Origin of the sequence: Dielma fastidiosa (assembly GCF_000313565.1) — a bacterium.
Classification (GTDB): domain Bacteria; phylum Bacillota_I; class Bacilli_A; order Erysipelotrichales; family Erysipelotrichaceae; genus Dielma; species Dielma fastidiosa.
In genome coordinates this window covers 158,956-179,094 of record NZ_HE578928.1, presented here as the reverse complement: position 1 = coordinate 179,094, position 20,139 = coordinate 158,956, and the positions used below count along the sequence as shown (strand labels likewise).

At 39.4% G+C, this 20,139-nt stretch carries 20 protein-coding genes; 5 read left to right on the top strand and 15 right to left on the bottom strand.

What is annotated here, in order from left to right; genetic code table 11:
- Nucleotides 1–8: 8 nt before the first annotated feature.
- Nucleotides 9–671, top strand: coding sequence for an HAD family hydrolase (locus DAHG_RS12740; protein ID WP_022938733.1), 663 nt, complete (start codon nt 9–11; stop codon nt 669–671).
- A 36-nt stretch (nt 672–707) separates the two neighbouring features.
- Here the strand turns inward: DAHG_RS12740 and DAHG_RS12735 are convergent, their stop codons facing one another.
- From DAHG_RS12735 to DAHG_RS12690, 10 genes are all read right to left on the bottom strand, one after another.
- Complete coding sequence (locus DAHG_RS12735; protein WP_022938732.1) at nt 708–1,130, bottom strand: DUF2000 domain-containing protein; 423 nt, start codon at nt 1,128–1,130, stop codon at nt 708–710.
- 3 nt (nt 1,131–1,133) lie between these two features.
- The gene (locus DAHG_RS12730; protein ID WP_022938731.1) at nt 1,134–2,015 is read right to left on the bottom strand and encodes a DMT family transporter; all 882 of its coding nucleotides are present in this window, start codon (nt 2,013–2,015) and stop codon (nt 1,134–1,136) included.
- Nucleotides 2,008–2,850: an AraC family transcriptional regulator gene (locus DAHG_RS12725; protein ID WP_022938730.1), complete on the bottom strand. Its 843-nt coding sequence runs from the start codon at nt 2,848–2,850 to the stop codon at nt 2,008–2,010. The genes DAHG_RS12730 and DAHG_RS12725 overlap by 8 nt, the downstream gene beginning before the upstream one ends.
- 99 nt (nt 2,851–2,949) lie before the next feature.
- Nucleotides 2,950–5,379 carry a DUF6892 domain-containing protein gene (locus tag DAHG_RS19585; RefSeq protein WP_022938729.1) on the bottom strand — a complete coding sequence of 810 codons (2,430 nt, stop codon included), beginning with the start codon at nt 5,377–5,379 and terminating at the stop codon, nt 2,950–2,952.
- 9 nt (nt 5,380–5,388) lie between these two features.
- The gene (locus DAHG_RS12715; protein WP_022938728.1) at nt 5,389–6,585 is read right to left on the bottom strand and encodes a DUF1266 domain-containing protein; all 1,197 of its coding nucleotides are present in this window, start codon (nt 6,583–6,585) and stop codon (nt 5,389–5,391) included.
- 42 nt (nt 6,586–6,627) lie between these two features.
- Nucleotides 6,628–7,113 carry a hypothetical protein gene (locus DAHG_RS12710; RefSeq protein ID WP_022938727.1) on the bottom strand — a complete coding sequence of 162 codons (486 nt, stop codon included), beginning with the start codon at nt 7,111–7,113 and terminating at the stop codon, nt 6,628–6,630.
- A 21-nt stretch (nt 7,114–7,134) separates the two neighbouring features.
- Complete coding sequence (locus tag DAHG_RS12705; RefSeq protein WP_022938726.1) at nt 7,135–7,746, bottom strand: TetR/AcrR family transcriptional regulator; 612 nt, start codon at nt 7,744–7,746, stop codon at nt 7,135–7,137.
- A 158-nt stretch (nt 7,747–7,904) separates the two neighbouring features.
- Nucleotides 7,905–9,941, bottom strand: coding sequence for an ABC transporter permease (locus DAHG_RS12700; RefSeq protein WP_022938725.1), 2,037 nt, complete (start codon nt 9,939–9,941; stop codon nt 7,905–7,907).
- Nucleotides 9,931–10,698, bottom strand: coding sequence for an ABC transporter ATP-binding protein (locus tag DAHG_RS12695; RefSeq protein WP_022938724.1), 768 nt, complete (start codon nt 10,696–10,698; stop codon nt 9,931–9,933). Before DAHG_RS12695 ends, DAHG_RS12700 begins: the two co-directional genes overlap by 11 nt.
- A gap of 77 nt (nt 10,699–10,775) precedes the next feature.
- Nucleotides 10,776–11,870: a hypothetical protein gene (locus tag DAHG_RS12690; RefSeq protein ID WP_022938723.1), complete on the bottom strand. Its 1,095-nt coding sequence runs from the start codon at nt 11,868–11,870 to the stop codon at nt 10,776–10,778.
- A 96-nt stretch (nt 11,871–11,966) separates the two neighbouring features.
- Between DAHG_RS12690 and DAHG_RS21175 the strand changes: the two genes are divergently transcribed.
- A complete protein-coding gene (locus DAHG_RS21175; RefSeq protein WP_022938722.1) occupies nt 11,967–12,110 on the top strand; it encodes a hypothetical protein in 144 nt (47 codons plus the stop codon).
- Nucleotides 12,111–12,848 (top strand): SIS domain-containing protein, encoded by a 738-nt coding sequence (locus DAHG_RS12680; protein ID WP_022938721.1) that lies wholly within the window; start codon nt 12,111–12,113, stop codon nt 12,846–12,848. It begins immediately after the preceding gene.
- Between the two features lie 55 nt (nt 12,849–12,903).
- Here DAHG_RS12680 and DAHG_RS12675 read toward each other — a convergent pair whose 3' ends face one another.
- From DAHG_RS12675 to DAHG_RS12665, 3 genes are all read right to left on the bottom strand, one after another.
- A complete protein-coding gene (locus tag DAHG_RS12675) occupies nt 12,904–13,308 on the bottom strand; it encodes a hypothetical protein (RefSeq protein ID WP_022938720.1) in 405 nt (134 codons plus the stop codon).
- Nucleotides 13,309–13,391: 83 nt separating this feature from the next.
- Nucleotides 13,392–14,138: a GHKL domain-containing protein gene (locus DAHG_RS21425; RefSeq protein ID WP_161650535.1), complete on the bottom strand. Its 747-nt coding sequence runs from the start codon at nt 14,136–14,138 to the stop codon at nt 13,392–13,394.
- Between the two features lie 394 nt (nt 14,139–14,532).
- Nucleotides 14,533–15,258, bottom strand: coding sequence for a LytR/AlgR family response regulator transcription factor (locus tag DAHG_RS12665; protein ID WP_022938718.1), 726 nt, complete (start codon nt 15,256–15,258; stop codon nt 14,533–14,535).
- A gap of 165 nt (nt 15,259–15,423) precedes the next feature.
- Here DAHG_RS12665 and DAHG_RS12660 point away from each other — a divergent pair, with 165 nt between their 5' ends.
- Nucleotides 15,424–17,208, top strand: a complete 1,785-nt coding sequence (locus DAHG_RS12660; protein WP_022938717.1) for a flavocytochrome c — start codon at nt 15,424–15,426, stop codon at nt 17,206–17,208.
- Between the two features lie 58 nt (nt 17,209–17,266).
- On the opposite strand, the gene DAHG_RS12655 is transcribed toward DAHG_RS12660, so the two are convergent.
- Nucleotides 17,267–17,827 (bottom strand): TetR/AcrR family transcriptional regulator, encoded by a 561-nt coding sequence (locus DAHG_RS12655; protein WP_022938716.1) that lies wholly within the window; start codon nt 17,825–17,827, stop codon nt 17,267–17,269.
- 68 nt (nt 17,828–17,895) lie between these two features.
- Nucleotides 17,896–18,750, bottom strand: a complete 855-nt coding sequence (locus DAHG_RS12650) for a MurR/RpiR family transcriptional regulator (protein WP_022938715.1) — start codon at nt 18,748–18,750, stop codon at nt 17,896–17,898.
- Nucleotides 18,751–19,014: 264 nt separating this feature from the next.
- Here DAHG_RS12650 and DAHG_RS12645 point away from each other — a divergent pair, with 264 nt between their 5' ends.
- Complete coding sequence (locus DAHG_RS12645) at nt 19,015–19,998, top strand: D-isomer specific 2-hydroxyacid dehydrogenase family protein (protein ID WP_022938714.1); 984 nt, start codon at nt 19,015–19,017, stop codon at nt 19,996–19,998.
- Nucleotides 19,999–20,139 lie beyond the last annotated feature (141 nt).

Genomic DNA, 20,139 nt, shown 5'->3' with positions numbered 1-20,139 from the left:
GTGAGGCAATGAAGAAAAAAGGAATTCTCTTTGATTTTAACGGAACCTTATTTTGGGACAGCCACTATCATGAATTAGCATGGAACGCGATGTCTGAAAAGCTGCGCGGGGTTCCGATGAGTCATGAAGAGCTGACATCTAAGATGCATGGCCGCAACAATAAACAGGTGCTGGAAATGATTTTCACACATCCGATTGATGATGATTATTCCCGTCAGTTATCTGAAGAAAAGGAAGCAAGCTATCGTCAGATGTGTCTTGAGAATCCGGAAAGCTTCAAGCTTGCACCTGGTGTTATTGATCTTCTAAATGAATTGAAGGCACACAATGTTCCAATGAATATTGCAAGTGCTTCGATTAAACCAAATATCGACTTCTTTGTGGAACATTTCCAGCTTGCGAATTGGTTTGATCCGGATAAGATCGTTTATGATGACGGCAGTCATGAAAATAAGATTTCAATGTTTAAAACCGCTGCCGAGCTGATCGGCATTCCGGTTGAAGAATCAGTAATTGTAGAGGACAGTGTTTCCGGTATTCAGTTTGGCAAAGCCGTTCATGCGACAGTCATCGCTTTAGGTGATGAAAGCAAGGATGCTCGTTTCAAAGAACTGGGTGTTGATGGAATAATCCGCGATTTTACTGAATTTGACCGCAGTATTCTATTTTAAGTAAAAATAAGCCTCAGGTATGTGACCTGAGGTTTTTTATCGCAGTAATGGCATTGAGCCGGTAAGCTTATTAACTAATTTTTTAGGGCCGAATAAAGCTACTCCCATATAATTAAGTTCAGATTCTTCAATCCCAGCCATTTTTTCAATGAATTCATCATAATGGTTACAGCTTTGCGCGGCATCAAAGAAATCAACAACTACAACCTCTGAAAATTCAGGCTGATAGAGTTTTTCACGAATATTGCGTACAATTTCTTTATCGCCTTTTAAAATCGGAATTGGAACCGCGATGATTCCGAGATGCTGCTTGCCGCTTTTGTCAATGACATCAGGGCCTGCCATCTCTGGCAGTAATTTTCCCATTGTGAAGCCTAGAATTGCTGATGTATTGGCCAATAAGCCAAGAGGCAGATCAGCATCAAGCACCATCACGCATTTATTGTTGTTGATATCCATAAGTTAATTCTCCTTTTTGTGTTTTTCAGATAAAAATAGACCAAGTAATGTAAGCAGTATACCAGCCAGCATCTGCCAAGTAATCTTTTCATGAAGAATGAGGGCAGCGGCAGCGGTCGTAATTACTGGCACCATATAGATATAGACACTGGTTCTGATTGGCCCCAGTGTTTTTACAGCGCTGTTCCAAGTAACAAAACAAAGTGCTGATGCGCCAAGACCCAAGAATAGCAGATTAAACAAATTCTGCGGATCAATGAGACTTTTCAAATCCATTTGAAAACCGGTAAAGAATATGATTGGCAGCATGAAGATCAAACCGTAAAAGAATGTTCGGCGTGTAGTTTGAATCGTATTATAGCCAAAGCTGCTGATTTTCTTGGTCAGCGTTGAATAGGCAGCCCAGATACAGGCAGCCGCAACCGCAAGCAGATCGCCCATCGGATTTAGTTCTAAAGCGGCATTACTGAAGCTGATTAGGGCAATGCCGGCCATAGCTATCAAAAAACCTAAAAAGAAACGTAGGCCTGGGCGTTGATCATGCAGAAACAGACAGCTGAAAATCACCGTAAAGAAAGGCGCGATTGAAATAATGACTCCGACATTAGCCGCCTGCGTATAAGTCAGTGCAATATTTTCTAATAAGTAATACAGGGTGATACCGCATAAACCTGCCGCCGCAAAGGTATATTCCTGCCGCGAATCGACAAGTTTAAGCTTTTGCGGGCAGACAAGCCATAAGGTACATATGCCAATTAAGAAGCGGATAAAAAGAATTTCAATGGGTGTAAAATAAACTAACAGCACCTTAGTGGAAATGAAAGTTGTCCCCCAGATAAGAATCGTAATGAATGCGAACAGATGTCCTTTTGCTTGATCACTCATTTTTCTTCCCCTTAGGATTGATAAAAATCCGCTGATATTGTTTTGGCGTCAAGCCGATAAATTCTTTAAAGAAATTTGTGAAATGACTTTGATCCGCAAAACCAGTCATTACTGCCGCATCAATTGGTAAAATGCCCTGTTCCAATAGTTTTTTAGCCCGGTCAATTCGGATTGTCTGCAGATAGCGGTAAGGTGATACACCAATTTGACGGGTAAACGATCTCAATAAATATGATTTACTGAAATTAGTCATAGCTACTAAATCATCAAGCTGTATATTTTTTGAATAATGCTCTTCCATATAGGTACAAAGCAATTTAATTTGCTGATCAGGTTCACTGACACTGATTTCATCAAAGGGCATGACATGCTCCTGAAATACTTGATCCAGCAGGAAAAAGAAGGCTTCCTCTTTTTCAAGCTTAGGGGCATGGTTTAAAATCGCATTATATAAATCGTTTAATGAACGAGTGATATCACTTTGATAAATGACATTGTGTATGAAATAAGGCGTAAATTCCTTGCCTGTGATTTCACCTGCCATCTTAACCATGATTTCAGGATTAATATTTACGGCTCGATAATCCAGTATCTCACCATTAATCGGCGCGCAGTAATGATTATCACGGGGATTAAAAAGAATCAGATCACCCACCGACAGATCATATTCCTCTCCTTTGCACCAAAGATGCCGGCTGCCTCCCTCGACAAAGCCAATGACATAATATTCATGAAAATGATTAGGGAATTTCTGAACGATGCCGCTGAGGTTATAGGCTTCTATATCTAAGTCATGATCATAATAGACATGACGCTGTTCCTGTATTTGAGACATGCTGATCCTCCTTTCATTATTCATTATTGTAGCACCTTCTGATTTTAATTTCTTGTATGATATGACACAAAGGACACCGCAGATACGATGTCCTTCTTTTTAAATTTTTTTTATATCCATTTCAAAAGGGATATCATAGGCTGAAACAACCTTAATTCCTAATTTACGAAATATTGAAACAACATTGTATTCATTGGTTGTGAAGATAGATACTCGTTTAAGCTTAGGGAATTGACGCAATTCATTTTCATCAATGGCATCGATATCAAACAAGCTGTCCTCACCATCCCAGTTAGGGGCAAGCTGGCAGTTAATTTCATCGCCGCCATCCATGTTGATTTCGGTTATTTCAGAAGCTAACCGGGCAGGAATTGGATAACGCATAAACCAGTCTGCGGCTTCAGGTATTAATTTGTCATAGCCCTCAGTTTCCGGATCAATTTTGCGTTGAGTGTATTCACTGGCAAATTCCCAGATATTAAACTTTGGTTTTATCAAATTCTTTTCATACATCAAAACATTCATCACAGCCAATTTGAAATTCAGATTTTTAAATTCTAGTAATGGTTCGTTACATTTAGGAAGCTTATATTTTAAAGATTTAGCGTTCAGCTTTACAGGCGTGTAGTATATTTTAATATGACTGGCATAATAAGCGATTATAGCCTTAAGCTTTTCATCGTTGTTTTCTAAAGTACAGCGAGGTAAACAGGTGAAAATTGTGAAACAGCCCAGCTTAAGCGTGTTGATAGAACCAAAAGTCTCCCAGTTTGTTTCAATATAATCCCTGCCGTTAATTAGCACATTGCCGTCAAATGATTTTGCGGCAAGATTGTGATCATGGCGAGAAAGGCAGATTATAAAATTTTCAATTTCATTATTATTGACTTGGCCTTGAATACCTAGATTGTCCCACACATAATAAATCACCGGTTTTAGCTGCGCATCGTTAGTATTGCTGTCCTTGCGGGCCCCTTGCTTAGTCACAATGCGAGCGGTGCCAAGAATTTCAGTCACTTTTTCTAAAGTGAAGGGTGGAATTAGTTTCTTTCCGCAAATCACAAGCTGATTCTTTTTAATATGTAACTGTTGATTTGCTGGCAAGGTACGCGGAATGTCAGGATAAAGAGAATGATAACGCCGCCATTTTCCCAGATGCTTCGGCTTATTGGCTAAGCGCAGAAATCCCCAAAAATCCTTAGGCTCATGGATAACGCTGCCCACCTTTGTCTGCAGAGTCGTGATGATTATTCGGCCATCAGGCAAAGCCGCGATTTGATTTGGCTTGCAGGAAGCGAACATACCGGGACGGATGCGCAGTATTTCACCGCTTTTTTGATTCCATAGCTGGGCGAAATCAGTTCGAAAATCATCCCCTGAATTATAGATTATCACCCAATCATTGATGAAAGGATGCAGCTTAAGATTTTCACCTAACCCTGGCAATGGAACAATTTTACAGCAGCCATTCATCATGTCTAAATCCAACAGATTAGAATGATTGTTATCCCATCCTGAAGTTTCACGGATCATCAGCAGGCGTGATGTATTAAAGACAGGCAGGGAGTTGTCCAATTCATCATAGCCGCTGCGGCGGAAGGGGTGGCATTGTAAATCTCGATTTTCATATCTGAGAATTTCGCTGTCACTATGACCTCGATTCATATAAAGATGTCCCAAACCGTCAATTGCAAAGCGGCAGATACTGTCGGAGGGGGAGAGAATGAACCGCTGGACATCCTCTACGCCGGACTCGTTCATTTTGAGAATCAAAACACTTTCCTCATCCCCTGTGCAGAGATAGTCATTGCACCAATACAAGCGGTTCAATCTACGCATTGAACGAGGTGTCAGTTTTCCCCAATCATTAACGCTTGCCGCATCCTTTCCGCCAATTATCATTTGAGCATACTTTGTAGTATAGATAGCGGCATAAAAGTCTAATTTTGGGGAATAAGTAAAGCCATGAAATCCTTCCCAGTTTACTTTAATCGGCTTTAATGGCCGTTCACGCAGATCAGCTACAAACTTTCCCTGCTGTATCTCGTCCTTGGCAATCCAAATACCACTTGCGAAATTACCGGCAATTGTTTGTATCGTATAGTAGGCATCTTGAGGGAAATATGTGTCATTGCAAGGCATTAACGGTTGTGTAGGCTGTTCTTTGGCAGCCTGCCCAAACGCGCGTCCGCGCTGCTTCATCAGCTTAAAATAGTGATCAGCTTTGCGGCACTGCTGTTCAAAGGAGGCTTTTTCTTTATCCGATAGCAGGATGAATAAATGCTCGTCTTCTTCATCAAAGTCATAGAGACACCATCCGAAAGCAGTTAGTTCCTGACCCAGCGCCTGTATTCCATCTTCATGTTCAAAGGTCATATATTGCATCACAACATCATCAAATTGCTGGTCAAAAAGAGCGGGAATGTCCCGCCCCCATTTCTTGCGCAGTTCTGCCAGTGTATCAGTTATCTCTCCATCAAAATTAAGAATATCCAGGGCATCTTTCTCTAAAGCAATAAGGTCAAACATGATGTTCCTCTAATGATACCGGTTCATATCCGAAAAATGAGATTCTTGATATTCAGGCCAAGGACAGGCCGCCCATTGACCGTCATCGTCTTCAGGCAAGCCGGCAAGCAAATCGGCAGTAGCATCGCTTAAGAAGCTAAGATAGCTTTCTGCTGAAGCATCATTGCAAAGCAGCTTCCACATCAAACCGCCAAAAAGATAAGATTGAGCAAATTCGCGCCAGTTATCTAAAGCCTTGACTGCCCGCTGTGACAGATCCGATAGGATTCCCGTCGCTTCTCCTTCAGTAAGCCAGCCTAAATAACATCCCCACCGTGTCAGCATAGCGGCACGTCCAATATCCCAGCCAATCATGAAACTTGGTGTATAGTGGGTTTTATAATGCTGCGCAAAACGCCAAGCACGGCGCAGTGACGCTTGTTCCTCTTCACTATCAGTATTGCTTATTAATTCTTCCGGTGAATTAGCTTCACAATAAATCTGATAGCGCAGCGTATAACCTTCCTGAGTCAGATAACGGAGAGTATCCATCAGTTCACCGCGTCCATTAATTCCCCATGTGCGGCGTACTAATGATACAATTTGCTGTTCCATAAGAGGAATGTGTTCCTCAACATCAATGCAGTCTAATTGATGATCATTTAATTTAGCTATCATGCCTGAAAGAAGAATCCCAAACTGTCTCCACCGAGCATCATCCTTAGCATATGTGATTGGCTCCGGCTCCGGCAGCGCTGCAAGCTGTGCCATTTTTTCATCTAATATATTATATAACTCCGTTTCTAAAGCATCATCAAATTCAGCCTCTTCCTCCTCGTCCTCATCCTCTTCTTCCATAGCCAAGGTTTCTAAAGCAGCCGCAATCACTCCCATATCTTCACCAAACAGCTGATCCATGATGCCAGCCGTTGCTTCAGCGGCTTTCTGATCCACCATCTGTTTAAGCATATCTTCGTTAGCTGTCATTTGTGCCATGATTTCAGGATTAAACATCTGGCCTAAAATTTCGACTTGCCGCTGCTGGTTTGCCATTGCCTGTTCATCGGCTGACAACTGGCGGGCTGCTCTTTCGGCTTCAGCCTTTTCAGCATCAGCCTGCATCTTTTCACTGATCTTTTTACTTTTTTCAATTGATTCATTTAACTGCTTGGATGCAGCTTCACTGGCTTCCTGTGCTCGTTTCATCATTTCTTCAATATCAATCATGATAAGTATCCTCCTATGGATTTATGATATGAACTGTAACTCTTACTTCGTCTTAAAGTGATTCATAAAGAAATCGGTAAAGGCCTTTGCTTCAGCCTCTTGATCAATATAAATATAGTTGCTTTCATCTTCCAGCCACTCAAAAATATTAATCGCGATGTAACCCTTCTTATCCGGATAGATGATAAAGGCATCGGTTGGATATTTATTACGGTATGCCTTATAAATTTCTGAGCGGCGATAGTAGACTGGATTGCTGCATTCATCAAGGTCAGGCGTTGTAGGTACTACAACAATTGTTTCATTTTGCTCATTCCAGCCGACAATCAAGCTGCCGATTTTTGATTTGCTGCCGTGAACCAAGCCATAGTTAAAACGGCTTACGTCTTCAGTATAGCCAGCCGCCAGCTTGTATTCAGTGCCGTTTTCCACAGCTTGATCAAAGCAGGCGCGCATCTTGCTGCGGTTTGCATCACTCTTGGCCTGATCAATCTCAGGTCCTTTAAAAAATTTGTTGAATAATCCCATTATGTTATTCCTCCTTGTAATTTATGATTGATGCAGCGTTTCCATATATTTAAGGATGTGATTAATTTGAAATTCTGCCAAATCATCCGCTGCGTCAGAAAATAGGAAAGGCAGTGTATCTGGAATTGCTTTGCATAAGACAGCCGCAGAGAATACTAAATTGCCAAGCAGTTTTGTGGTCTGCGTATCAGCATGAATTTCAAAGATATTCAGCACTTCTTTGAAAAATGTCAGCCTTCTTGTCTGAAATTCTTCGCGCTTTTCACCGGAAAGGCACTTGGAAAATGACTGCTGTTCCTCTACACTCATGATTGTGAAATGACCTTGTCCGCCATAACAGAAATCATGAAGAAAATGATTGATTTTATCATGCCAGTTCAGGGTTTGGTCATCCATCAGCTTTTGCGCATATGCCAAGATTTTGGGCTGCTGACAATAAAAGGCTTCTACAACCAAATCCTCTTTTGCTGGGAAAAAGGTGTAAAAGAAGGTTCTTGAAATGCCAACACGGGTGTAGATTTGTTCAACCGTCGTATGCTGAATCCCTTGTTTAGAAAACAATTCCAGTCCGGTTTCTATTAGGTCTTCCTTGATTTTATTGCGGTCTATTTCAGAATAAGCAACCTTAGGCATGATATACCCTCCTTAAAATAAAAACAAATATTTAAATCTATCTTTATTATAGCAAGGGCAACTCAATGACACAAGTGTGACCAACACAAACCAGACATAAAACGATTAAAAACAGCATGACATATGCCATGCTGTAATATTAAGTTTTGATTATGTTTTTACTTTTGATTTAGGATTCGTTTATAACCGCTGCAGGTCGCAAGGAAATATAACCCATATATGAGGACAACAATGCCTGAGGTCATCAATGCCGGCATTAAACGATCTGTTTTGCCAAGAATCGCAATAACCTTGTCCATAGCGGTAATACCTACCAATGAATGCACGATAGCTAGTGACAGCGGCATCATGAAATAGATCGCAATCTGGAAGTTAACTGATTGGGAACACATTCTCGCATCAGCACCAATCTTATTAAGCACCAGATAATAACGGCGGTTATCCGCAGCCTGTGATAATTGCTGGAGCGCCAGCATGACACAGCTAGTCAGCAGGAATACAAAGCCCAAATAAATGCCGACATAAGTAAAGGTAACCGTCAAGCCAGTGCTGCTTGCATAAATTTCACTGCGGGTATCCATATAGATAAACATATCGTCTAATTGATTCTGAGCATAGGCATCATAGATTTTCTGGGCAAAGGCAGTGTCATCTGCGCCATCCTTTAAGGTAATATTCGTATAATGCGAAATTGCAAACTGGGTATCCATATAAAATGAATTAGGCGGATTATTTTCAATCAGCGAATCATCAACGATTAAACCGATGGTTGTTGTGATTGCTGTGTTATTAATTACATTGGTAATCGGAAGATCCCGCTTTACAAGCTTTAATTCCTGATTCAATGCCTGAATGCTTTGAGCATGATTGTACACACTGCTGATGGCATCATATGCCTGCTCATTCGCAGCCGCTAAGACTGCCTCATCAGGATTGAGTGAAATTGTCTGCAATCCTTTAGCCTGAAGGAAGTTATTGTAATCAGATAATGGATAAATCGCTAACGGCATACTGCCGGCATTAATCATCACACTATCCAGATCAGTTTCAGGAATCAGTTTTGCTAATGTGGCATAGGTTGTACCCGGTGTATCCTCTCCGGCATAATCATAATATATATCCATTGTGAACTTAGATTTAATATCACTTAAATCAGCCCCTAATTCGGCCATTGCATCATCAAAGCTCATATTCTGATAATAAACATCAGCGGTAACATCAAACGGCGTATTGGCATTGATATTGGCATTGACTGTCTGATTAATTGAAAGTCCGGTAGAAAAAGCACCAATTCCCAATAACAGCATAACACAGATAACACTCATTGAAATTACATTGGAATTAATGTTGGAATTCACCTGTCTTAACACAAACATATTCAGCTTGCGGAAGTATAAGCGCTTGCTTGATTGGATAAAACGCAGCAGGAAGCCGGATAATGACATGAAGAAAAACAAGGTTCCCAGACTGCCGGCAATAATGATTGCAGGTAGATTCGTAAACATATTGATGCCTGCTTTCATAACAAAGATATAGTCGCCGATCAGCAAGATGCATGCAAGAACAAATAGAATGATAGTAAGCGTTGTTGATTTAATCTTAAAAGCTTCATTCTTTCGATCGGCATTCAGCAAATCAATGCACTTATATTTACCTAAGATAAAAGTATTAAATAACATGACAAGAATAAAGATAATGGCAAAGCTGAGTATTGTAATCAGCATTGAACTCCATGAGAAGATAAATCTAAATTTAGTCAGCGGCAGTACGAACAGCTGAGCCGTCAGCACTGTCAGTCCCTGGGATAATAGAAAACCTGCAAATAAACCGGTAATCAATGAAACAATACCGATCATAAATGTTTCATAACAGAGTATCTTGGATATTTTAGTCTTGGACATACCCATAATCATCATCAGGCCAAATTCTTTTTTTCTGCGTTTAATCAGAAAATTATTCGCATAGATGATTAAAAAAGCCAAAACAACAGCTACAACCCATGACAATGCCAGCATGATCATCGCCGCGTTATCCATCATATCACTTTGTATCGTTGTCATTTCGAGAACAGCCTGCTGCTCCTGAAATGAGTTGAAAGCATAAAACAGACAGACAGAGAAGGTAAGCGTCAGAAAATAAATCAGATAATCCTTGAATGATTTTCTGACATTCCGCAGTGCAAGCTTAAAGTACATTACCGCTGTCTCCGCCTAATAAGGTTACAACTTCGATGATTTTATTGAAGAATGTCTTGCGGCTGTCTGTTCCACGAATGATTTCATTAAATATTTTACCATCCTTAATAAATAAGATGCGGTGTGCATAGCTGGCGGTAAAGGCATCATGAGTTACCATCATGATGGTTGCTTTAAACTCCTGATTCAGCTTTTCCATTGAATCCAGCAGCATTCTGGCACTCTTAGAATCCAAAGCACCTGTTGGTTCATCTGCCAAAATGAGACTTGGATTCGTAACTAAAGCACGCGCACAGGCAACTCTTTGCTTTTGTCCGCCGGACATCTGAATCGGGTATTTATTTAATTCATTTTGAATTTCCAGCTTACTTGCGACATCTTTGACCCGCTCATCAATCTTAGATGCCGGTACTTTATTAATGGTTAAGGCTAAAGCAATATTTTCATAAGCAGTCAGGGTATCTAAAAGATTAAAGTCCTGAAAGATAAAACCTAATTCCTCACGGCGGAATTTCGCAAGGCCATTTCGTTTCAGCTTAGTAATATCCTGATCATTAATAAAAATCTTGCCGCTGGTTACTGTGTCAATCGTTGAGATACAATTCAGCAAGGTTGTTTTACCTGAACCAGAAGGACCCATAACACCTACGAATTCCCCTTTTTTGACAGTAAAACTAATATTGTCAATCGCTTTTGTGACGTTGCTGCGATTGCCGTAGTATTTTTCTATATTCTGTATGTCTACAAGATTATTCATAGAACAAACCTCTCTTTCCTTGTCTTTATTGTATCCGTTTGCTTGCTTCTAAGCCATTGCTTTGGATAACAATACCCTTACAAAAATGTAAGGGTTGTTTTTAACCATTCAATAAATGTTGTACTTTCCTCAGGCTGAAGTGTACAGATCTTGGCTTCATAAGTATCTCTGGCATCCTCCTTATCAATGAAATAGCCAAGATAATCATTCGTATAACCGCAGACCAATACCCGCCGTTCATCAAACAGCTGTTTAATTTCCCGGGAAAAGCGGACGCTGATTTCACCAGGGAAACCAAACAGTACCAGTTCACCTAATTCGAGAATTGAAAGATCCATCTTAAGCTCTGGCAGATAGACACAGGTAGCTGCTTGATAAATTCGATGTTTAAGTGAAAGGGCAGGATCAAGTTTTTTCAAATCGGTGCAGTCACTGATCCGATGATAGAGCTCTGTTCCGATTCGTTCACATTCAGCAATACTGGCATCACGGCGGGTAAAGCGGGTGCTGACATCCGCGCAGGCACCGTTGATCATGGTAATTGGGCAACGAAACTGAGCCGTCATTAAATTGCGGGTTGTACCGATGAAATCTGGTGAAATAAGTGTATTATGATAATCAAGTACGGTAGGATGGGCATTAAAATGCAGAATACAGCCTTTATTGCGCCCATCATGAGTTTGAAATAGAAGCAGGTTTAAAAAACGATCAACTAAACCGCTTGGATCATTGCGGTTGGCGTAAAGACCGGCAGCCTGCGCGACTTTCGAATAAGGAATTACTTCCTCAAGCTCTCTTTCTGCTTCAAGCAATGCTTTCGCGGTTTGGCGCGCTAACTCGCTGCGAATATTTTCATTCGGTGAACGCATTGCCAGCTGACCAAAAGATAAATAGAGTGGAAATTCATTCAGTGAGGCATGTGTATGTGTAGCGCAGACAAAAAGCTGATCCGTAGAAAAATTGCTGAAGCCGGCGATACGCTGAATCAGATCCTGATCAATACCACATAAGTCAAAGCTGATAATTGCTGTTTTTTCCACATCCTCAAGCAATAACACGGTGGCCATTAAATCCTGATGCACACCTTCCGACAGACAGCGCCTTTTTTCATAACCGTTAAGATAGACCGCATTATCCGGTGTAAAACAAAATGAGACTGAAGCAGCTCGCATTATATCACTCCCTTATCCTTAATTATAAGGGAATCCAATTGTATCGCAAGTGCTTTCGGTGTATGATAGAGAATATAAAGCGAAAGGAGATCTGTTATGTCGAAGAAAAAAATTTGTTTATTGACAGCGGGTGTACTGCTAGGTGTGGTAGTGGGGACAACGGTTGGTTTTATGTTGTATGCACCGGAAGAAATGAAGCATTGCCCATGCTGTAAATTAAGAAAGAAGGAGGTTGCGTAAATGAGTCTGCTTGAACAGTATTATAATGAGATTACCAAGCGTCTGAATGATGTGAAGGAGCATGATGAGGATGCGATTGAGCAGGCGGCTCAGCTGTTATTTGACTGTGAAAAGCAGGGTGGAACGATTTACGCGTTTGGTACTGGACATTCACATATGATGGGGCAGGATCTCTATGCCCGTGCTGGCGGTTATGCGAAGATTGTGCCGATTGTCGAAATTGAGCTGACGCTTTTAACGCATCCTACTAAGAGTACGACGATTGAACGAATTCCAGAATATGCTGATGTTTTGGAACATTTATATCATGTGAAGGCTAATGATGTAGTCATTGTTTCAAGTAATTCTGGCCGTAATGGGTTAGTAGTAGAATATACAAAACGGCTGAAGGAGAAGGGAGTTAAGATTATCGCGGTAACTTCACTTTCTCATTCAAAGAGTATTGCTTCAAGACATCCAAGCGGCAAACGGCTGTTTGAATATGCAGATGTAATTCTTGATAACCGCGGTCCTTTAGGCGATGCAAGCATTAAACATAATGATTTAATCTCAACAGGCCCTGTATCAACAATTATGTCATGCTTTATGCTGCAGGCTATGATGTCTACCTTTATTCAAAAATGCATCGATGACGGCATGGAAGAAATCCCGGTATTCAGAAGCAGCAATGCAGACAATGCGGATGAATTTAATAAAGTATTGTTTGACAAGTACATCATCAATCGGAAGAAAGATTAAAAACAAATAGAGCAGTATGCGCATCACACATGCACTACTGCTTTTATATTGCGATTCATTGCTGACTTTCAATGGCTCTTTTCTTCAGATTTTCTTTTATCATAAATAAATGACTGATAAAAAATACTATTGTTAAGAGATCAAGCATATAAAAACATAAAAAGCCAATCTTAAATAACTGCATAAATGGATACACATGCGGTAAAACATAACGCAGATGATAACTCTCTGCTTCAAATAGAATGCCAAGGGCATATAAGCATAAACTGCTCACTTTTATTAGAATCATACTATATTTGAACTTTAAGTGATTTATCATCATTTCATCAATCATTTGCCTGCTTGCTTTTTTGATTAATAATCGCCAGTGAAAGAGAAGCCCTATACATACAGTGCTGGTGACGCAATGTAATAAACAGGCAATAAAACTTTCAGTTGGATAAATTGGCCAATTCAGCATAATCACACCTCCTTTAATCACTGTTGTATAAATTATTACACGCTGTCTATGATTTTCAATAACGTTGTGATGAATAGTCTGATTTAGGGATTAAATAATGGGATGATTATTTTTAACGTATATTTATAGCTATCTTGTTGAATATCAATGTGTCCGCCATGTGAATCAGCAATTTCACTCATTACTGAATGACCATATCCATGCTGCCAATTATTTTCTGAGCTTGATGCGTGCGGATTAAATCCATTGCTGCAAATGATTACAAATAATTTCTTTACTTCGATTATCTTTAAATCTACAACATGATCATGGCTCGCGTGTTGACAGATGTTTTTAAATAAATTTTTGAAAAGGCTTGCTGTTTCTGTTTCAGTTAATGGATAATCAGAGAAATTAATTGTCAATTTAAGCTGAAAACCATCTTTATGTAGCTGATCAATGCCTTGATTTAAAATGTAATTAAGCACATTGTTTTGGGTATTTACTCCTTCCTTTATTGGTATAAAGCTGTTCTCGTAATAGTCTTTCAGCATTTTGATAGTATCTAACTCATGATAAGTTCTGGCAATTTCAGTTTTCATAGTTAATAATTCATGAATTTCATTTTCGTATGCGCTAGCTGCCTGCAGAGCATAAATCTTGTCAGTTTCTTTTACCGTGTGAATCTCAATAAAATAAAACAGGTAAAAACAAAAGAACTGACCTAAAAAGAAAGCTATAAAAGCATAGATTGCCCAGTATATATCAAGAAAAAGATGCATACGGCCTGAAAAAATAATTGCTGGAATTAAAACCCACGCTAAAGAAGAGAGGAATAATTTTTCTTTCATACTGAATGCTGAGCAGTATTTAATGATTGATTCATGATATTTAATGATTAAAAAAGTCATTGTCAATAACAACAATAGTCTTAAAATCTGAGCGGTACTTACGGCCAGTAGATCCTTTGTTTCCCAATAGTTAACACTTGAAAATACAAATGAAAGCAGCAGAACTGACTGAAGGACATAGGATAAAATAAGGAAATTAGTAAGTATAAAACTTTTATAGTTAATCATGAGTAAGAATAGAATCATCAGTGTGACAGTTAATGAACTATTAGCATCAATCTTTAACACAGATAATACGGATAGAATGATGATACAAATGGTTAATAATCTATTGTTTTTGAATAATTTAGTAAATACTAAACCCATGGCAGTAATACTGAAAATCGTTAAAAGATTAAAACTCATAAAATTCACCTCCCAGTAAATGATAATAGGCTTCATAAAAAGACTTTAAACGATTTTTGCTAATATAAATTTGAACTCCGGATTTCATGCTGATAACTTCTTTAGAAGCTTGAGCAATATTATAATAATTGACCAAGTATCCTCGAGCGGGCACTAAGAATTGCTTAAATCGTATATCTGGCATAAATGATTGCAGTGTTTTTCTTTCAGTATACATGTGATTTAGGGTATGAATTTCAACATAATTACCATTGCTTCGGATATAGAGAATATCATTAACGCGGATTGATGTATCAATATTGTTTTCTGTTAGCTGATAGGATTGATTGTCGATTGTATGAATCAGCCACTTAGCTATTTTATCTAAATCCTCATTGAGATGTTTTTTGCGTATGAAATAAAACGGCTGATATAATAAGGCGTCAAAAACTAAAGCTTCAAAATTAGATATAAAGAGGATTGGTATATTGCTTGAACTTATATCCTCAGCAATCTTAAAGCCGCTGACTGGCATTTCAATATCTAAAAAGATAGCTATAACTGAATCATTAATATATCGTTTGTAATCCTTAATATTTTTGATAATGGTTATCTGAGTTCCATGGAATGAAGGTTTGATTATATCAGTAAGCTTCTCTTTCAGAAGCTCAGAAAATGCCGGCTGATCATCAATAATTAAAATTGTACTTTCATCATTTACTCTGTCATAATTCATAGTTTCTTCTCCCCTTGCTGATTTAATTATACATTAAAAATCTACTCGCGGCTGAGTCAAACAGGTTAGAGCTGAGAAAACATTCTGCTTGTGATAGTATTGACAAAATCGTTGTTATCTTCTACAATGAAACCGAACATGTTCTAGTAAGAAAAGAGGGACACTATGAAATCTAGTAAAATTTTGGCGGCTTTATTGTCGCTGACACTGTTTTTCTCGATGAGCGGCTGTACTACTAAAGATCCAGGAAATGAAACTGGCGATGTGAAAAATGGATTAGAGAATGTTGCTGACGGCAGCTATGAAGGCAGCGGCAGCGGCCATGGCGGTGATTTGAAACTGGCAGTAACGGTTAAGGATCATAAAATCACTGAAGTAAGTGTTATTGAACATCAGGAGACAGCGGGAATTTCTGATAAACCGCTGGCTGATCTTCCGGGTTTAATTGTTGATCATCAATCGTTGGCGATTGATACAATTTCCGGTGCTACAGAAACATCAACGGCAATCTTATCAGCAGCTGAAGCGGCGTTAAGTGAGGCTGGCGCTGACATTGAAGCTTTAAAGAAGCCAATTGAAAAAGAAGATAAAACATCAGAAGTTATTGAAAAGAATGTTGATATTGTGATTGTCGGCGGCGGTGTTGCTGGTTTATCAGCAGCTGTTGAAGCATCTAAATCTGGTCAAAACATCCTGCTGATTGAAAAAACAGCGGTGCTGGGCGGCAGTACATCTTTGTCAGGCGGTAAAATCTTAGCAGCTGACAGTGTTTTTCAGCGTGAACAGGGCATTGTGGATACACCTGAACAATTTGCTGATTTCTTAATTAAATTAGGCAATGGCAAGGTTAATGAAGATAAACTGCGTATGATTGCTGATCATTCCAGTGCCAATATCGATTGGCTGATTGAAAATGGTGTTGAATTCTCGGATGTAATTGATACTCCTAATCCGGAAATGACACCTAACCGAGGCTTAAATGCGGCCAGCGGCAGCGGTCAGGGCTTCATTACTCCACTTGCACAGGCAGCTAAAGATGCCGGTGTAGAAATTATGATGGAAACGCGCGGAGAAAAATTAATTGTTGATGAAAATAATGCGGTAGTAGGTGTTGAAGCTACTCAGAGCAATGGTGATAAGGTCATCATCAATGCCGCTGCTGTTATACTGGCTACTGGCGGCTATGACCGCAACCCTGAACTAAAGGCTGAATATTCACCTTCTTATGCTGATTCAAGAACCAATGTCGGCGCTGGTAATGAGGGCGACGGCTTAATCATGGCTAGAGATATTGGAGCTAAAATTATTGGTAATGACAGTGCAATCGCTCAAATCCTCCCTTATGGTTCTGCGATGGCTGATCTGTTTACATACTCTGGTTTATTTGTAAGTGTTCAAGGTGAACGGTTTATGGATGAATCAGCACCTAGACCTGTAAGAACACCGATTGTTTTGAGAGAAACCAATGCACCTGAATTCTTTATTATTCTGGATGATAAAATGAGCAGTGAGAACATTACTAAATCCATCGAAGAAGGCAATGGTTTTACCGCAGATACATTGGAAGATCTGGCAGCCCAGACTGGTATGGATGCCACGAAGTTAAGCGCCGCAGTTGCCCGTTATAATGAACTGGCGGCTAAGGGCGTCGATGATGACTTTGGCAAGAATGCGGAATTGATGAACAGTGTTGACAGCGCACCATATTACGCGATTCGCTGTACAATGAATACCGCAGGTACATTCGCAGGCCCGCAAACAAACTTAAAAGCGGAAGTTCTGCGTGAAGACGGTTCAATAATTCAAGGCTTGTACGCGGCAGGTGAAGTCAGCAGCGGCGACTTGATCGATAAAGAATACCCAGGCAGCGGAACCGCAATTCAGTCCTTTGTCACTATGGGACGTATTGCCGGTGAAACATCAGCCGAATATGCTAAAGCTAACAAATAAATAGATTAAATAAAGAGTCCCAGGATAACGCAGACGTTTCACTGAGACTCTTTTTGTTTCAAGCACTGATTAAAGCTACAAGATGGTGAATCTGATCAAGCAGCTGTTTCTTGATATCATACTGGGCATCCCGCATACAATAATTAATTGAATTGGCCAGAATTAAGGCAAAGATATGTTCCAAACTTTCTTCAATCGTTAGTTGCTGATTCATTTGTCCTTTTGTTTGTGCCCGTAACAGCAGACTTTTAATGATATCACGATTAGGCGCTAATGCCGCTGGCTGATAATGGTTCAAATTATATGTATAAATATACTTCAGCCGATCAATTGGTGTTTCTTCCAGCAGTTTTATCTGAAATAAGATATAGGCATCAAGGTTTTTCCACTCATTTTCATTATTCATATTCAGCCGCTGGTTTTCTTCCGCTCTTTTAGAACTAATGCGGAAGAGTTCCATAATTAAATCTTCCTTTGATTTAAAGTGATGATAAAAGCTGCCGATTGATACGTCAGCGCGCCCGCATATTTCCCTCACCGTCATGGTGCTGAAGGCATCTTCATCCATCAATAGCTTTACTTGTTCAATAATTTTATCTTTATTTGAATGTTTTTTCATGCACCTATTATAGCATAATTTTCAAGCTTAAATAAAATTTGGCATTACAAAATAAAACAACAATTCTTTTAAATGCTGTCCTTAGTAATCGCTATCGCATGACGAATCTTCTTTAATGATTCATTAGAACTTTTTTCATCATGAAACATGACAATCACAAAGATCGCGTCAATAATTGCCAGCTGAGCGATGCGTGACGATAGTGCTTCAGAGCGGTAAGAAGTTTCCTCAGCTGTCGATATGAAAACAACATCTGCCATTTTAGCGAGTTCTGAAAGCGGATAGCTGGTAACAACAATCAATTTCGCTCCATTTTCCTTCACGCATTTAGCCAATTCAATCGCTTCTTTAGTAATGCCCGTATGAGAAATGACAAAGGCACAGTCCTCATCGGTAAGCATTGAAGCCTGCATCAGCTGCATATGATAATCAGAAGTCCAAGTGCATTTAATCGGCGAACGCAAAAATTTATGATAAGTATCCTGAGCAATTACATTTGAACCGCCAAGGCCAAAGAAACAAGTCTCTTTTGATGAGAGCAGGATATCCGCAGCTTTCTTAAAGCTATCCGCTTCAATGAGCTTTTTCGTATCCTCAAGGGATTGAATTGTGGAATCAAACACCTTTTTCGCAATCGTAATTTCATCGTCGCTTTTAGATATATTTTCATGAATGGAAATTTCCGCATCGAATTCTTCGGTCAGCAGGGCAATTTTAAAATCCTTGAACCCTGAATAGCCAAGCTTGCGGGTAAATTGAAAAAATGTGGAATCAGCAATTCCCAGCACATTGGATAATTCATTGATCGTAGAGCGGGATACTAGTTTGGGATTCTTTAGGATATAATCGGCAATACTTTTTTCCTTAACGCTTAAATCGCGGTAAATTGATTTAATTTTTAAACGTGTGCTTTCCTGTGTCATTTTATTTCATCCTTTAGATAATAAAAAATATTTTTTCTTAATAGAATTATATCACAAGAAAAAGATTTTCTTCATAAAAGCATATGAATAATAATTCAAGGACGATATTCTGGATGCTTAAACCGTTCATAGCAAAGAAAAAATATTTTTTCTATAATTTATATTTACAAAAAAATATTTTGTGATAGTATATAGCCATAAGGTTATCAATCATGTTTGATAACTAAGATTCATGTTTACAGACTGCATGTAAAGGAGATTCATATGGGCAATTATCGTATCGCAATCGTTAATTCAAGCAGTTTTGGCAGACGTTTTCCATCGCAAATGGAACGCTTAGAGAAAATCGGTGAAGTTAAGCGTATAACGGTGGATGGAGCCATGCATGGCAAAGAACTTGCAGAGAGATTAAGCGGTTATAATATCATCATTGCCTCTATTACCCCTTTCTTTGATCAGGAGTTCTTCGAATATAAGGATGAATTGCTGCTGATTTCCCGTCATGGTATAGGTTATAACAATGTCGATTTAGAAGCTGCCAAGAAGCATAACACCTTGGTTTCCATTGTTTGGCCGCTGATTGAACGAGACGCGGTTGCTGAAAATGCGGTTGCAAATCTCTTGTGTGTTATGCGGATGACTGTTGAGGCAGTCAACGCGGCTCGTGAAAATCGCTGGTCTGAACGCGCGCAGTTTGTAGGTCATGGTTTGAGCGGCAAGACAATTGGTGTGATAGGCTGCGGAAATATTGGCAGTCGGGTCGCGGAAATTCTGAAACATGGTTTTAATTCAAGATTGCTTGCTTGTGATCCGTTATTGGATAAAGCATGGGCAGCGGCACATGATATTGAAGAGGCTGACCTTGAAACTTTATTGAGAGAAGCGGATGTAATCTCTTTAAATTGTACATTAAATGAGACTTCTTATCATATTTTAAATGATGAGGCTTTCAATAAGATGAAAAAGGGTGTTTATATTACTAATACAGCACGCGGTGATCTGATTGATGAGGAAGCTGTGTGCAGAGCAATAGAATCAGGTATTGTGAAGGGAATGGCAGTGGATGTAATGCATGATGAACCCTCAGACAATTCACATCCTTATTTCCGTTATGATAATGTCATCGTAACACCGCATACCTCCGCATATACCATAGAATGCCTTGAGGGGATGGGTAATAAATGTGTCAGTGATGTAGAGAGGGTTGTCAATAACATGATGCCTGACTGCTGTAAAGTAGTTTTATAAAGAATTAGATGCTGTATGGTCGTGTCAATTGCTGTTAGTATCACATGGGTGTATGATTATTAATAGATTCAATGATTAATAAATAGTTAAGTTATCATCAATGGTTTTCATACAGAAGCAGACTGTATTTAAGCCAAAAAA